This window comes from Candidatus Leptovillus gracilis (assembly GCA_016716065.1).
In the GTDB taxonomy this organism is placed as follows: domain Bacteria; phylum Chloroflexota; class Anaerolineae; order Promineifilales; family Promineifilaceae; genus Leptovillus; species Leptovillus gracilis.
Genome location: JADJXA010000003.1, coordinates 630,183 through 645,369 on the forward strand (window position 1 = coordinate 630,183; position 15,187 = coordinate 645,369).

Here is a 15,187-nt window from a genome sequence, read left to right on the forward strand (position 1 = left end):
TTGGCCCAAGTTGGACCAACTTTCCCCACCGCCTCCCCACATAGTTAACGGTACGGTACGATGCTGATACGCATGAGCGTATCCCAACGATGATAAGACTCGATCAATCGCCACGTTCCCGATTGGGAACGGGTAACTAACGAATGGGTGACGGCGCCATCCGCTGTGTAACGCACGCCGCGCAGAAAATCTCCCTGGGTGATGCCGGTGGCGGCGAAAAAGTGGTCATCGCCGGAGACAAAATCGGTCAGGCCAAGTTTGCGCGTGAGGGAGATGCCGGCCTGTTCGATGTTGTGGCGTTCGGCGTCTGATTGGGGCGCCAGGCGGCCCTGGATGTCGCCGCCCAGCCCGTGCATGGCGCAGGCGGTGATGACGCCTTCGGGAGTGCCGCCGATGCCCATCACCGCGTCTATACCGGTTTCGGGCAGGGCGGCCATGAGGGCCGGAGCCACATCGCCATCGGTGATGAGGCGGACGCGGGCGCCGGTTTGGCGCACGGCCGTTATCTTTGCCGCGTTTCGGGGCCGGTCCAAAATAACCACCGTCACCTCGTCTATATGTATGCCTTTGGCGGTAGCGATGGCTTGCAAGTTGTCGGCCACCGGCGCATCCAGGTCCACTTTGCCTTTAGCCTGCGGTCCGACAACCAGTTTGTCCATGTAGAAGGCGGGGCCGGGGTTCCACATCGCGCCATGGGGGGCCAGGCCGACGATGGCGATGGCGTTGGCAAGCCCTTTAGCCAGCAAATTGGTCCCTTCCACGGGGTCTACGGCCACATCCACCTGGGGGCCACGGCCGTTGCCCACCTTCTCGCCGTTATACAACATGGGGGCGTCGTCTTTCTCCCCTTCGCCGATGACAATGATGCCATCCATGCGCACCGTGCCCAACAGCAGGCGCAGCGCATCCACCGCCGCCTGATCGCCAGATTCTTTCTGCCCGCGTCCCACCCATTTGGCAGCGGACAAGGCCGCCGCTTCGGTAGCGCGGACCAGTTCTAAAGCTAGATTGTGATCCGGTTGTTCAGACATGACTCCCCTTTTTTCGCGCGCCCCTGTGAAGTGAATAGTTTGTGACGATTTACACAAATAGGATAACACGGCCGAGGTTGTGAAGAAACCCGCAAGCGGGCGGTTCTTGCCTATCCATTTGAGGTGGGATGGCCTACCTGACCGGGTAGGTGGCGCATCAATTGTGGTTGTGGCTGAGGGAGGAACGGCCGTTTGGGGCTACGTGGGAACACAAAACGGCCGTCTGCCGGTCAGGACAATACCTGGCGGGCAGACGGCCGTTACCAATGGTGAACTGGTGAACTGGTGAACGATTAGCGATTAGCTGCGGCGCGTGCGGACGTGTAGGGCGTACACCGCCAGGGCATACATCGCCACGCCCAGGATGAGGCAGGCGGCGATACCTTGCGTTAAAACGGCCGTGTCCCAACCGGTATTGAGCAGGCCGCGCATCGCTTCCAAAACGTAGGTGATAGGGTTCAGACGAGCGGCCGTTTGCAGCCAGCCATCTAACAATTCCAACGGCACAAAACTGGCCGTCAGGAACGTCAGCGGGAAAAAGAGGAAGCTGGCCCCCTGGGTGGCCGCCGCGCTGCCGCTGCCCAAAGCCGCCGAAACCGTAAACCCGGCAAAACCTGTACCCAACAATATAGCCAATCCAACCACCACCGCCAAACCAGCAACACCGGTCGCCGACTGCAAACCCATGACAGTGGCAAAAGCAATCACCACGCTGGCCTGAATGCCCAAAATGAGCGCCCCGGCCAGAATCGGCCCCAGAAGCAAGGCCGTGCGACTGACGGGGGTCAGCAGCAGTTTGTCAAAGTAGCCGCTTTCAATGTCGCGCACCATGTTTTGCGCGGCGATGCCGGAGCCAGAAAGCGATGAACTGATGATGGACAGCGGCAAAATGAAGCCCAGATAGCTGTTGCCACTGAGATTGGGGATAAAAGCGGCCGCTTTGCCCAGGGTAGATTCGTAAATCACCAGGAAGAAGATGCTGATGACCAGCGGTGGAACCAGGGCCACCGGGGTACGAAAAATAGTGACCAGATTGCGCCACGTGACCAACATAATTTGCAGCGGCAGGCTGGCCCGGCCATTGGTAACTGCCGGGCGGTTAACGATCGGCTGCGTCGGTGCATGAGTTGTCATAGTAATTGTCCTCCAGGTTTTAGCTCAATTGGGGTTGAGCGGTTTCGGTTTGCAGCCGCTGCCCGGTAACGCGCAGGAAAACGTCATCCAGGGTGGGCTGTGTCAGCGTCAAAGAGATGGGATTGAGATTGGCTTGCTGCAAACGATTGACGACGGCCGGAATGGTTTGCGCCGCCTGACTCATGTACAGACGAACCATGTCGCGGTCAATCTGAATGGTATCGGCCATGTCGCCCAACTCGGCGCGGGCGCTTTCGGCCGTCTCGCGGCTGTCGAAGGCCAGGTTGATGGATTCTGTGCCGACGCTGGCCTTGAGTTTGGCCGGCGAACCTTCGATGGCAATTTTACCGGCGTCTATGATGGCGACGACATCGGCCAATTCGTCCGCTTCTTCCAGGTATTGGGTGGTCAGGAAGATGGTCATGCCTAACTCGCGGTTGAGGCGGCGCACTTCTTCCCACACGTCGCGGCGGCTGGCAGGGTCTAGTCCCGTCGTCGGCTCGTCGAGGAAGAGGATTTGCGGCTTGTGGACCAGAGCCAGGGCCAAATCCAGGCGGCGGCGCATCCCACCGCTGTATGTGCCGACACGCCGCCCCAGAGCTTCTTCCAGGCGCACCAGGGCTAACAACTCCTGAGCGCGGGCGGTGGCTTCTTTGCGACCGGCGCCAAACAACTGCCCCTGCATGGTCAGCAGTTCCATGGATTTCATCAGGGGGTCTATGCCGATTTCTTGCAGCGCCACGCCGGCGATACGGCGTACCTGGTCGGCCTCCGAGACCACATCATAGCCGCCGACATGGGCGTGGCCGCGGCTGGGCAGGGCCAGGGTGGTCAGAATTTTGATGGTGGTGCTTTTGCCCGCCCCATTGGGACCAAGAAAGCCAAAGATTTGGCCTGAGTTTACCCGGAACGAGACATCTTGAACGGCCGTTACCCCGCCCGGATATTCTTTGCCCAGGTTTTCGACAATAATTTCACGATTTGACATGGATGGTACTCCCGCGGCCGGCACACCTAATTTGCTGTAACGTGTCGGTCAGACAAAAAGAAGCATACCATCTATGCAAGGTATTGTCAATATATTGCATAGATTTCGCAAAGATATTGAATATCGTGGGGGAGATTGGGAGACTGGGAGACTGAGAGACTGAGAGACTGGGAGATTGGGAGATTGGGAGACGAGGTGAAGTGGAGAGGCAGCAAGAGCAGCTTTCTGCGCCTTTGCGACTCTGCGTCACGGCGTCTCCGCGTTATATAGTTTTGCTCTTGGTTGGTCTGGGTTAGGGTTTGTTATTTTGCAGATACCAGCGGCTGGCTTCGGTGCGGTTAGTAACGCCCAGGCGTTGGTAGATGTTTTGCAGGTGAAATTTGACGGTGTTTTCGCTGATATGCAGCCGTTCAGCGACTTCGGCGTTGGTGAGGCCCTCGGCAACGGCCGTTAACACCTCCACCTCTCGCCCAGAAAGCGCCACCATCGGCTCAGCCGGGGCAGCCGGAGCAAACATCCAGCGGCGCGCCGCCGCCGGAAAGACCATTTGCCCATCCATCACCTGGCGGATGGCCCGGATGGTTTGCTCTGGCGGGTCGGTCTTAAACAACAGGCCATCCGCGCCGCAGCTTAATACGGCGCGCATCGTCTCGGCGTCGGAATACGCCGTCAGCACCAAAATACGGGTCTCCGGGAAACGCCTGCGAATCTTCTCCAGCCCCGTCACCCCATCCATGTAGGGCATCTGAATGTCAGTGACAACCACATCTGGGGCAAAACGAGCGACCGCTTCCAGCAGCCGTTCGCCATCGGTGGCCGTGGCAATAACCAGGATGTCGTCTTCCGAGGCCAATAAGCTGCGCAGCCCTTCCAAGACCAACGCATGATCATCGGCAAGTACTATACGAATCGGCTTATTCATAGATTGGCGCCCTTACGGTGATGCGCGTGCCCCGCTGTGGTGAACTATCCAGCTCGAATGCGCCCCCCACCAAAGCCACACGGTCGCGCATACCGCGCAGCCCAATATGCTCTTCGCGCTCGGTGGCCGCCGGGCCAGTGAGCGGCGGCGGCGAAAACCCACGCCCTTCATCCCAGATAGAGAGAGTGATGGACACGGCCGTTTCGTCAATCTGCACCCACTGTTCATTCGCCCCACTATGCCGGTAAGCGTTAGACAGCGCCTCCTGACAAATGCGATACAAGGCGATCTTCACCGGCAAAGAGAGCGGCGTTTGCAAGCAATCTGGTCCGGCAAAATAAACCTGGCAGCCGGTCGTCTCCTCGTGATAAATCAACAGGTCACGGATAATTTCGATAAAATCACGGCGGGCAAAATCAGGCGGCCGGAACGTACCCAAAAAAGCGCGAATTTCGGCCAGCGCGCCATCCAACAACTGCGCCACGCGGCCCATCACCTTGTCGTAATCGGCTTCGGCGATAGATTCGCCATGGGCGCGGCGATTTTGCAGAGCGCTTAGTTGGGAACGGGCGGCAAACAGACGCTGCACCGGCCCATCATGAACATCCAGGATAATGCGCTGCAATTCCTCTTCGGTAATCGCCAGAATGCGGCGGGCCGCCAGATGTTCTTCTTGGGCCGACAGGGGGTGACTTTCCATGCTCGAATCATATCAGAGCAGCCATCAATAGGGCAAGAAGCGCGGCAAATTCATGGCACCCAAGTCACTCGATTTCTGCTATAATGGGGAAACTACTCTCCTCCTTACGAAGTTCCATCCCTTTGTTTTTGATACACCGCGTTAGACAGCACCGCTCTCGCTCACTATTGGAGGTATTCATGCCTTTAGAACCCAAACTCATCGTCGGCCGATCCGATTTCCAGAGACTTTATGTCTTGCTGGAAGACCTGTACTTTATCGAGTTCAACCTGGACGTGCCCGAAGAACTGATTGACAGCTATTTGCAGGAAAACGAATTGGAACCGTACAACCCGCCTGGTTGGGCTGAGCAAATGCCAGAGGAAAGAGCAGCCTGGTATCGTCCACGTCGTTGGGTCAGGGCGAACGCCGGCCAGAATATGGATGATTTGGCGACGGACATTGTGCGCCGTATTGCGCCCGTATATATGGACGAGATACAGGGGCAGTGGTCGCAGGCAGCGCCTTTGCCGGACGTGTTATTGGTAGAGACAAGGCCGGAGGATGCGGCGATGGTTCGAGAAGCGCTGCGGCAAAAGTATGACCTGGAAGAAGTCGAGGGCATGAGTCATCTGTTGGGGGAGTTTTTGTATTTTCTTTTGCCCAAGAGTGTGGGCGCCGCCTATGACATTTTGGTGGAAGTGGCAGAAGCGGCTGGCGTGACCTGGGTTGAATTTGAGTGGGTGATGTGGCAAGCAGACGCCTTTGAACCTAGAGATGCGCTTTGGGCGGAACAGTGGAATATGGTGCGGGTGGGCGCCGGCGGCGTTGGCCTTACCGGTTGGGACCTGGAGATCGGCAGCCCAAACGTGACCATCGCCATCATAGATTCTGGCTGTGATCTGACCCATCCTGACCTGGCATATACGCCGGAAAATACGCATTTTAATGCCAGCCAGGCAGCCAATGGCGTTCTGGGTGGACCATATGATGCTTCGCCGGTCAGAGCGCATGGCACGGCCGTTGCCGGGATTGCCGCCGCCTTGCATAACAATCTGGGGGTTGCCGGGATGGCTGGCGGCTGCTCCATACTGCCCATTTATCACGGCGAGAGCAGCGTCGGCGCGGCGGCCAGCATGGATTGGGCGCTGGCTCAGGGCGCGCGCGTCATAAACATGAGCAACAAGTTTCCGCCGACCGCCAGTTTGCATACGGCCGTGCAGCAAGCAAACCAGGCTGGCATCCTCATTGTCGCGGCGGCCGGCAACAACAACGTCGCCGATGTCGTTTTCCCTGCCGGCTTCCCGGAAACCCTCGCCGTCGGCGCGATGAACCAGCAGGATGAGCGGCGAACTCTACAGAGCGGCAGTTGGTTGGATTGGGGCAGCAATTGGGGAACAGCGTTGGACATGATGGCCCCTGGCGAGTCCATCCCAACCACCGATTTACAGGCTAATGCGGGTGGTTTTCGTCTGGATTTTGGTAGAACATCCGCGGCTGCGCCTCACGCGACCGGGTTAGCTGCCCTGATTTTCTCCCGCTTTCCCCATTTGAACGGCCAGCAGGTGCGCGAAGCGATCAGCAGCACATGTGAAAAAATCCAACCCAATCTGTACGTGTATAACCATAACCACATCAGACCGTATGGACAATGGCACGACGAAGTAGGCTACGGCCTGATAAATGTTCAGCAAGCGCTGGACTATGCCGCGGGGCTGCCCTAGCAGGCTGTCGGAAAAATATCTTCTGAAGGCCCGATGATAGACAAATAACGATTTCAAAGCATCAAGACAAGCAGTTTGCAACTCATATTGGCCTCATTACCATGAATTTTGCACGGTTTTACAGCCCGTTTTCGGGCATCAGGCAGGGGGCAATAACGCCCCATCAACCAACCTGCAAGGTATGCAATCGTTTCAAGTTGTAAGCCAGACAAACCAATGTCCATTCGCCACCGGCAGCAACCAGGCCTCGCAGAGAAAACTGACGGAAACCCAAGGTTTCCTTGATGATACCGATAACCGGTTCAACCGTCGATTTGCGCAAACGGTAGGTGGCTTTGCCGAGGGTGGTCTGCAGTTTGTAAGCCATTTGCTCTTTGACGGAAGCATCATTGGGTGGCGGGTTGGGATTGTCCAGGGAAAAGGCACGCCAACCCTGATGGTGTGGGCTGCGACCGGTGGCGATGTAGGGGTCAATGCCGCGCGCTTCCAAGCTGGCGATGTTGTTTTCGCTGAAATAGCCGGTGTCCAAATTGACCTTTTTCGGCTGACCCACGACTGGGGGTACGGTGTCGAGAGTTGGCAGGGCGGCCTGTTTATCGTTGGTATGGTCACACAACCAATTGCCCACTACCAGACGACTGTCATGGTCAACCACTACCTGGACGTTATAATGTTGGTCAAAGCCGCTGTTGGTGGCGTTTTTCATGATGCGCGATTCGGGGTCGGTGAAGTTGTACTGGTCTTTATCTCTGGGTCCTGGAGTGGGTGGCTGCGGTGGTTTGCCCGGCGGCTTTTTTTCCTGTGGGTCGGTCTTTTCGGCCCGGGCTTGCATCTTGGCCTCGTATTCGGCTTGCTCGGCTTCATACCGGGCCTGGGCGCGTTCCTCCAGCACCTTCTTGGCTTCGGCCAGCCGCGCCAATTGCTGCTGGCGTCGGGCAATCTCATCGGGAATGTTCATCTCTTCGGGCAGTTGTCCTCCATCGGCAACTTCAGCCAAAGTGAACAACTCCTCGACTTCGGCTTGCAGATAGGCTTCGATAGCCAACAGCCGCTGGTAACTGACCGCTTTGCTCTTGGACGCATCGGCATGGATTTTGCTGCCATCCAGACTGACGTTACCCAATTGCAAATAGCCCATCGCCTGGGCAATCAACAGTATCTGGACAAACAACTCTTTCAGTTCAGCCAGAAATTGCTGGCGGAAAGCCGCAATCGTGTCATGGTCGGGGTGCATGTCACCGGTATGAAACGAAAGGGAATCACCTCATGGGTGGCGCGTTCAATCTTGCGCGAACTGAATACGCCGCTGGCATAGCTGTAGAACAGCAATCCCAACATCACTTCCGGTGCGTATGGTGGCGCACCCTGCTCACTATACTTTCTATACATGATCCCCAAATCGTTGGGCGACGACAGCGACAATGAAGCGAGCCAAATGGTCGGGTGGCAGGACATCGCGCAAGGTGATTTGCAGGTCCAGGGTCTTTTCGTAATCAGCAGTTCTGAATTTTCTTGCCATACCCAAAGTTTACACCGAAATCATTTTTGTTCGGAGAAACGTATCTTCTCCGACAAGCTGCTAGTAAAACCAATTATGCACTGGAAACTCGTGGTTTTCTTTTATCATTTTGTCAAGCTAACTTGAACCATGCCATTAAAAGACACCAATTTCACGAATTTTCCGCTTAGAACGGCTTAGAGAGGCGCTTGCGGATCCTGGCGAAGTCTAACGCCCCAAATATGACCTGTTTCATGATACCGCTGGCGAATTCAAAACAGGCCGAAAATCGGTGTTGAAATAAACGGATTTTGATCGTTTTTTGAGCTTGAAGCGGCTAATTTTTGTGATTTTCGGAGCGACGAAACAATTCGCCAGCAGTATCGTTTCATGTGGCCGGGTGTCTAATTCGATCAAATTTTCGTATCCCAATTCGCACAAGGCGACAGAAACGTGATGGCGGCTTTCTTCGTGGAGCGTGATACGAGGCAGGTTGTCAGTGAGCCACTTGGTCATATCCCACGATCTGTTATACGCACGGCCGGCGCCCATCCAATCAGCAACCATTTCCCGTGCGTAGGCGCGAGGCATGGGGAGTGGTTGCCCGGCGTACTTTCCCGTTCTGGCTATCCAATAACCCCAGTGATGCGGGTTGTGATTTTCGTGATGGCTCCACGCGATGGCAAATTCCAAGACGTTCTTCTTGTCACCGTGAAAGTATCGGTTGTAATGCGGCAGTTCGGCCGGGGTGAACTTTGTCCAATCGTGAATGAGCAGCCGCCAAAGCGGAATGCCCTTCAGATGCAGCCCGGCCAGCAAAACGCACCATCGTAAGCCTCACAGGGTACTCCCAGCTTTAGCGGGAAGGGGAATGTGAGCAGCGTGAAGCGCCGTCTCCTGCCATATAAGCTTGTGGAGCGTATTTGTTATAATTCTTTATGCAGAGCAAACGAACGCAGCACAGCACCTACAATATCAACTATCACTTCGTCTGGATTCCAAAATTTCGCCGTCCGGTCTTGGTTGGCGATATCCCGGCCAAACTTGACGCGCTGATTCGCACCAAAACCGCTGAGCTTGGTGGCGAAGTGAGAGAGCTTGTTGTCCAGCCCGATCACGTTCACCTGTTTTGCTCTTTTCCGCCGACATGGCCCAAAATCAGAATACGGCTTTTTTTATGCCATATTGAATAACATTTTGAGCCAAATTCGGCACTGAAGGTCATGACTTAGTTCAAAATACCAAGTATTAGGCGGTTTTCAATAAATTTTGTTCAATCTGTCTTAATTTCCGGTCTGACTCAGTTCAAAGGTGAGTGATGAACACAAAGCACGGTTAAAATCATTGAGGAAAGTGCTTAATGTGGCACATTTTCTGCCATATTCTGATTTTGGGCCAATAAGGGCAGGGCGGTAACGGCCGTTTACTTTTTTATAGGCACATATACGCAAGGAAAATGAAAGGGAGGGTACGATGTCCATATGGAAAAACTTTTAGCAGCATTTTTATAATGTTACTTTCTTTCGTAGTTTCAGGTTTTCTTGGCTACTTATTTTTCGAGCTTTTGCGGGGGTTCTCAGGTGGGGTGAAAGTATGTCTTTTCTTTTGATTTTTATTTCACCCGTTGTCGCTGGATTTGTAAGTCTTTTGTGTCTTGGAAATTGCTTTTTTTTGATGAGCCAAGTTTTGCTTTTAGCGATAATTTGTATCGGTTGATTTTTAAAGGTGTAATGGTTAGTGCTTCGATTGGAATTATTTTAGTTGTTTTTCTATTTTCTTTATTTCAAGCCTATTTTTTTTAGGCTGGCGGTGATAGGCGCATATGTGCAAGGTAAAATCACATGAATCTATTCACTGAATACTACCCAAGAGATACCTGTTCACATGACACCTTTACACATATGGCACACTCTATTTCGCCAACAAAATACGGAGTGTTCTCGAGGTCAGCATAAAAATTTTCACCCTGTAGGCATCTTGTCTTTGTGGCCCAGCCAATCACGCAGAAGCCTTTCTGAGCCTTTTTCTTGCATTTTTGGCGGAAATTGCGCCCAAAATGCGGCATTTACTCTTGCGACTTTTTAAGCGATTAATCTCATTTCTGAACCACACTGGCAGAGTCTAATGTGCCAAATGTGTCAACTTTCATGATACTGCTGGCGAATTGTTTCGCCGCTCCGAAAAATCACAAAATTAGCCGCTTCAAGCTCAAAAACGATCAAAATCCGTTTGTTTCATCACCGATTTTCGGCCTGTTTTGAATTTGCCAGCGGTATCCTTTCATCTGGTCGGGTATCCCACATCGAAGCTAATTTTGCTGTATCAGGATTAATGTGTTTTGTTTGGGTTATGTGTCCCATGTGTCCACTTTTTTGGGGGAATCCCACTTTTCGGTCAACGATTGTATGGGTAGGAAACGCCAGGTCGGGCAAAATCTTCTCGCGCTGAAAAATTAAACAAAACCTAAACAAATTTAAACGATTGTTGTAATTTACGTGACTATACTTATTAAATCATAGATGGGCACCGTGGATTTTAGGTAGACATCCTTACTCCTTCTACCTGATTAAATCCGAAAACCCATCTGTCATACGGCTGTTGCAGCAAGATCTTTCACAAAATGCGTGTGTAATAGGACGTTAGACTTCAGCCAAACTGTTTTCATTAGCAATTCAAAATCCTCAGCAGTAACAAAGGGGACGGAGAAAACCTTTACCTCAACAATTGCATAGCTTTTGCAGAGCGACCGATTTTCGTGGACATCTTTTTTTGTATTGGTAGCTCCCTCTGACGGAGAGTCTTGTTGGTGTACCGGTAGTACTTCTACATAGTCAGAGACTCCACTAAAGCCGTTCAGCTCTGGTGTGGTTTCGCTTGACAACATAACAACAAAGGAGCAAAGATCCAAACATGAAGAAGAGAGTTATTTATTTTATTGTTAGCGTTATTTTCCTAGGGCTGACAGCTGTGCGACCTTATCCGGTGGCAGCCGAGCCGCCAACACAAACCGGCTCGGCTCAAACAGACGACAGCGTCCCGGCAGAACAGCCAAAGCCGGGTACGAACCCTGCGGTTGTGACCGACACCCCACCGCCAGGTTCGCCCGTTTTGCCGGAACGGGCCTATACCGGTTGAGATTCGTTTGCAGCAGGCTGTATTTGACCCGTCGGTGGCTTTAACGGCCGTTGCCTCCCCCAAAGCAGTTGTAGAAGTTGAACCAGCCCTCATCACCCGTTTTCAAAGTGTAGGCGAAACGGGCTACCCATATACTTCCGCGAAAAACCAGATTTATCAGCCGCTACAACATGACGTGGGCCGAACGCGGCTGGTATGTGGTGCAAACTCTGCAAGGGGCCGCCAGGTCTTCCCAGGCCAATGCGCGCCCACCCTCGATTCGCAAGGCGTAAAATACCAAAGCTTCTGGATTGACAAACATCATTGCCGTTGAAAGCTCCAATAAATCCACTTTGAACGGTTTGCCTCTCCTTCAGCGAGATCGAAATCATCCGCGCCCCCCGCGTGATGCAAATCATTGAACCGGAAAAATCACTGATAATAGCCATGCGCCGAACGCCATAGAACCCAACATCGCCCATGTGCTGGCCCCCCAAGCCTGGGCAGACGGTTATCGTGGCCTAGCAGGCTGTCGGAAAAATATCTTCTGAAGGCCCGATGATAGACAAATAACGATTTCAAAGCATCAAGACAAGCAGTTTGCAACTCATATTGGCCTCATTACCATGAATTTTGCACGGTTTTACAGCCCGTTTTCGGGATCAGGCAGGGGGCAATAACGCCCCATCAACCAACCTGCAAGGTATGCAATCGTTTCAAGTTGTAAGCCAGACAAACCAATGTCCATTCGCCACCGGCAGCAACCAGGCCTCGCAGAGAAAACTGACGAAACCCAGGCTTCCTTGATGATACCGATAACCGGTTCAACCGTCGATTTGCGCAAACGGTAGGTGGCTTTGCCGAGGGTGGTCTGCAGTTTGTAAGCCATTTGCTCTTTGACGGAAGCATCATTGGGCGGCGGGTTGGGATTGTCCAGGAAAAAGGCACGCCAACCCTGATGGTGTGGGCTGCGACCGGTGGCGATGTAGGGGTCAATGCCGCGCGCTTCCAAGCTGGCGATGTTGTTTTCGCTGAAATAGCCGGTGTCCAAATTGACCTTTTTCGGCTGACCCACGACTGGTGGTACGGTGTCGAGAGTTGGCAGGGCGGCCTGTTTATCGTTGGTATGGTCACACAACCAATTGCCCACTACCAGACGACTGTCATGGTCAACCACTACCTGGACGTTATAATGTTGGTCAGCCGCTGTTGGTGGCGTTTTCATGATGCGCGATTCGGGGGTCGGTGAAGTTGTACTGGTCTTTATCTCTGGGTCCTGGAGTGGTGGCTGCGGTGGTTTGCCCGGCGGCTTTTTTCCTGTGGGTCGGTCTTTTCGGCCCGGGCTTGCATCTTGGCCTCGTATTCGGCTTGCTCGGCTTCATACCGGGCCTGGGCGCGTTCCTCCAGCACCTTCTTGGTTTCGGCCAGCCGCGCCAATTGCTGCTGGCGTCGGGCAATCTCATCGGGAATGTTCATCTCTTCGGGCAGTTGTCCTCCATCGGCAACTTCAGCCAAAGTGAACAACTCCTCGACTTCGGCTTGCAGATAGGCTTCGATAGCCAACAGCCGCTGGTAACTGACCGCTTTGCTCTTGGACGCATCGGCATGGATTTTGCTGCCATCCAGACTGACGTTACCCAATTGCAAATAGCCCATCGCCTGGGCAATCAACAGTATCTGGACAAACAACTCTTTCAGTTCAGCCAGAAATTGCTGGCGGAAAGCCGCAATCGTGCCATGGTCGGGGTGCATGTCACCGGTAATGAAACGAAAGGGAATCACCTCATGGGTGGGGCGTTCAATCTTGCGCGAACTGAATACGCCGCTGGCATAGCTGTAGAACAGCAATCCCAACATCACTTCCGGGGCGTATGGTGGCGCACCCTGCTCACTATACTTTCTATACATGATCCCAAAATCAAGTTGCGACGACAGCGACAATGAAGCGAGCCAAATGGTCGGGTGGCAGGACATCGCGCAAGGTGATTTGCAGGTCCAGGGTCTTTTCGTAATCAGCAGTTCTGAATTTTCTTGCCATACCCAAAGTTTACACCGAAATCATTTTTGTTCGGAGAAACGTATCTTCTCCGACAAGCTGCTAGGTATGGTTGTTGCCAACGTTGATACCGGCGTACGCGCTACCCACGAAGCCCTGGTTCGCCAATATCGTGGCACGGCCACCGGCAGCCACGACTACAACTGGTTGGGCGCGGCCAGCGGCAGCGCCATACCAACGGACGATCAGCGGCCACGGCACGCATACAATGGGCACCATCGTTGGTGAAAACGCAGCCCCAACCAACCAGATCGGTGTGGCTCCGGGCGCTCAGTGGATTGCCCGTGACGCCTGCCAGACCACCGGCTGCCCTGATGCTGCCTTGCTCACCTGCGCCCAATGGATTGCCGCCCCCTATCCCATTGGCAGCCCTGGCTCTCCCAACCCCGACATGCGCCCCAACGTTGTCAACAACTCCTGGGGCGACTGTGGTCAAACATACGACAATTGGTACGCGGATCCATCGCCGCCTGGCAAGCCGCCGGTATTTACCCGGTTTTCTCCAATGGCAACGCCAGCAACTGTTCTTACCTCGCCGCCCGGCCTAAACACCGTCGGCAACCCGGCCCGCCCGGTAACGTCACCGGCGTAGGCTCTTCGGGTGAAAGCAACGGCCAATATGCCACTCACTCCAATTGGGGCCAACAGACAATCCCGACACGGTAAATCCTCAGGCCGGTTGGGCGGATTTAAAACCCCAGGTCATCGCTCCTGGTGTAAGCATCCGTTCTAGCACGCCGGGCAGCGACACAGAGTATCAAGATGGCTGGAGCGGCACCTCCTGTCGGCGCCGCATGTTACCGGGTTGGTGGCCCTGATGCGGCAGGCTGGCTCCTGCCTGATAGGCGATTATGCCACCACGGAAACCATCATCGAGCAGACGGCCACGCCGATTTATTACAATGATTTGGGTCACGGCGCACGCTGGCCCAACTATGCCACCGGCTGGGGCGAAATTAATGTAGAAGCTGCCGTGCAGGCGGCGCAAGCCGAGTGTCCTAATGGTACGCTACAAGGGACGGTTACCGATGTCGGCAGCGGTCTGCCAATCGCTGGCGCTACGATTGAGGCTGTTCTGAGTGGCAATATGCGCAGCGTAAACACCAACGCCGCCGGTGAATATGAAATTGGTGGTCTCTGTCGGTGATTATGACGTCACGGCCTCGGCTTTTGGTTATCTGCCGAGTACGCAACGGGCGTGACCATCCAAGATGGCGGTGACTACTCAGAATTTTGCCTTAACTGCCGTGCCCGACGCCACAGTTTCCGGTTTCGTAACGGATGCGGCTACCGGCTGGCCGTTGTACGCCAGCATCGACATTACTGGCTACCCTGGCAGCACCATCTGACCAACCCGGAAACGGGCGCGTACAGTGTGCAGTTGCCCCGGGCGGCAGCTATGAGTTCATCGTCAGCGCCTGGGTAGATGGTTACACGATGCCACCCAATTGATTGGCCCGATTGCCGGTGATACTACCCAGGACTTTGCCTTGAATGCTGATCTGGTTGCTTGTGAAGCGCCAGGTTATGCAAGTGGCGGTTTGTTTGAACAGTTCGATAGCGGAAGTTTGCCTTCGGGTTGCAGCAATTCTAAATGTAGAAAACGGGTATCGGGAAAATAGCGGCGCAATGCCGATGTATCAGCGAGGAGTCGCACTCTGCGCTAATCAGATTAAAGTGCAGTGTTATGTGGCACGGTTCCGAGTACAGTAACGACCTCAAAACCAGGTAATTACCCAGATGATAGCAACGCGGCATTTAGCCACCTCTCTGCCGAGGCGACTTGTGAGCATCCAATAACAATGGCCCAATCGTAAGAAACGAAACAGTTAGTCAGGGGCGGGTTCTAACTCTAGACCCTCGGCCATAAATTGAATCAGGGCTTCCCAATTTTCAAAGATTTGCCAACGCATCAGTGACCGGGCATCCTCAAAGAAGGTGCGACGCGCACCTAGAGCAGCACGAATCCGTTTGTAGGTCGTATCCACCAACTCCAGAAAGGTGTGCAGGAAAAGGCGAGTAGATTAAGCGTGAACATGAC

15 protein-coding genes and 1 pseudogene are annotated in these 15,187 nt (G+C 54.0%); 7 read left to right on the forward strand and 9 right to left on the reverse strand.

Annotation, left to right across the window (positions count from 1 at the left end):
- Positions 1 to 44: 44 nt before the first annotated feature.
- On the reverse strand, positions 45 to 1,031 hold the full coding sequence (gene glpX, locus IPM39_11595) for a class II fructose-bisphosphatase (GenBank protein ID MBK8986707.1): 987 nt from the start codon (positions 1,029 to 1,031) through the stop codon (positions 45 to 47).
- Positions 1,032 to 1,110: 79 nt separating this feature from the next.
- Between glpX and IPM39_11600 the strand changes: the two genes are divergently transcribed.
- Entirely contained in the window at positions 1,111 to 1,320 is a 210-nt protein-coding gene (locus IPM39_11600; protein ID MBK8986708.1) for a hypothetical protein, read from the forward strand.
- Between the two features lie 11 nt (positions 1,321 to 1,331).
- On the opposite strand, the gene IPM39_11605 is transcribed toward IPM39_11600, so the two are convergent.
- From IPM39_11605 to IPM39_11620, 4 genes are all read right to left on the reverse strand, one after another.
- On the reverse strand, positions 1,332 to 2,165 hold the full coding sequence (locus IPM39_11605; protein ID MBK8986709.1) for an ABC transporter permease: 834 nt from the start codon (positions 2,163 to 2,165) through the stop codon (positions 1,332 to 1,334).
- A 19-nt stretch (positions 2,166 to 2,184) separates the two neighbouring features.
- Positions 2,185 to 3,153: an ATP-binding cassette domain-containing protein gene (locus tag IPM39_11610; GenBank protein MBK8986710.1), complete on the reverse strand. Its 969-nt coding sequence runs from the start codon at positions 3,151 to 3,153 to the stop codon at positions 2,185 to 2,187.
- A gap of 292 nt (positions 3,154 to 3,445) precedes the next feature.
- Positions 3,446 to 4,075 (reverse strand): response regulator transcription factor, encoded by a 630-nt coding sequence (locus tag IPM39_11615; protein ID MBK8986711.1) that lies wholly within the window; start codon positions 4,073 to 4,075, stop codon positions 3,446 to 3,448.
- Positions 4,068 to 4,775 (reverse strand): sensor histidine kinase, encoded by a 708-nt coding sequence (locus IPM39_11620; GenBank protein MBK8986712.1) that lies wholly within the window; start codon positions 4,773 to 4,775, stop codon positions 4,068 to 4,070. The genes IPM39_11615 and IPM39_11620 overlap by 8 nt, the downstream gene beginning before the upstream one ends.
- Before the next feature lie 179 nt (positions 4,776 to 4,954).
- Between IPM39_11620 and IPM39_11625 the strand changes: the two genes are divergently transcribed.
- Positions 4,955 to 6,478, forward strand: coding sequence for a S8 family serine peptidase (locus IPM39_11625; GenBank protein MBK8986713.1), 1,524 nt, complete (start codon positions 4,955 to 4,957; stop codon positions 6,476 to 6,478).
- Between the two features lie 163 nt (positions 6,479 to 6,641).
- On the opposite strand, the pseudogene IPM39_11630 reads toward IPM39_11625, so the two are convergent.
- Positions 6,642 to 7,997 (reverse strand): annotated as a pseudogene (locus IPM39_11630) (transposase).
- Between the two features lie 231 nt (positions 7,998 to 8,228).
- A complete protein-coding gene (locus IPM39_11635; GenBank protein ID MBK8986714.1) occupies positions 8,229 to 8,795 on the reverse strand; it encodes a hypothetical protein in 567 nt (188 codons plus the stop codon).
- A gap of 119 nt (positions 8,796 to 8,914) precedes the next feature.
- Here IPM39_11635 and tnpA point away from each other — a divergent pair, with 119 nt between their 5' ends.
- Both tnpA and IPM39_11645 read left to right on the forward strand, forming a co-directional pair.
- Complete coding sequence (gene tnpA, locus IPM39_11640; GenBank protein ID MBK8986715.1) at positions 8,915 to 9,169, forward strand: IS200/IS605 family transposase; 255 nt, start codon at positions 8,915 to 8,917, stop codon at positions 9,167 to 9,169.
- Between the two features lie 1,717 nt (positions 9,170 to 10,886).
- On the forward strand, positions 10,887 to 11,111 hold the full coding sequence (locus tag IPM39_11645) for a hypothetical protein (GenBank protein ID MBK8986716.1): 225 nt from the start codon (positions 10,887 to 10,889) through the stop codon (positions 11,109 to 11,111).
- Between the two features lie 622 nt (positions 11,112 to 11,733).
- On the opposite strand, the gene IPM39_11650 is transcribed toward IPM39_11645, so the two are convergent.
- Positions 11,734 to 12,315 carry a transposase gene (locus IPM39_11650; protein ID MBK8986717.1) on the reverse strand — a complete coding sequence of 194 codons (582 nt, stop codon included), beginning with the start codon at positions 12,313 to 12,315 and terminating at the stop codon, positions 11,734 to 11,736.
- A gap of 38 nt (positions 12,316 to 12,353) precedes the next feature.
- Entirely contained in the window at positions 12,354 to 12,998 is a 645-nt protein-coding gene (locus IPM39_11655) for a transposase (GenBank protein ID MBK8986718.1), read from the reverse strand.
- 196 nt (positions 12,999 to 13,194) lie between these two features.
- Between IPM39_11655 and IPM39_11660 the strand changes: the two genes are divergently transcribed.
- The 3 genes from IPM39_11660 to IPM39_11670 all read left to right on the forward strand — a co-directional run bounded on the left by IPM39_11660 (position 13,195) and on the right by IPM39_11670 (position 14,293).
- On the forward strand, positions 13,195 to 13,374 hold the full coding sequence (locus tag IPM39_11660) for a hypothetical protein (protein MBK8986719.1): 180 nt from the start codon (positions 13,195 to 13,197) through the stop codon (positions 13,372 to 13,374).
- Positions 13,355 to 13,738, forward strand: coding sequence for a hypothetical protein (locus IPM39_11665; protein ID MBK8986720.1), 384 nt, complete (start codon positions 13,355 to 13,357; stop codon positions 13,736 to 13,738). The genes IPM39_11660 and IPM39_11665 overlap by 20 nt, the downstream gene beginning before the upstream one ends.
- Positions 13,739 to 13,963: 225 nt before the next feature.
- Entirely contained in the window at positions 13,964 to 14,293 is a 330-nt protein-coding gene (locus tag IPM39_11670) for a carboxypeptidase regulatory-like domain-containing protein (protein ID MBK8986721.1), read from the forward strand.
- The last annotated feature ends 894 nt before the right edge of the window (positions 14,294 to 15,187 follow it).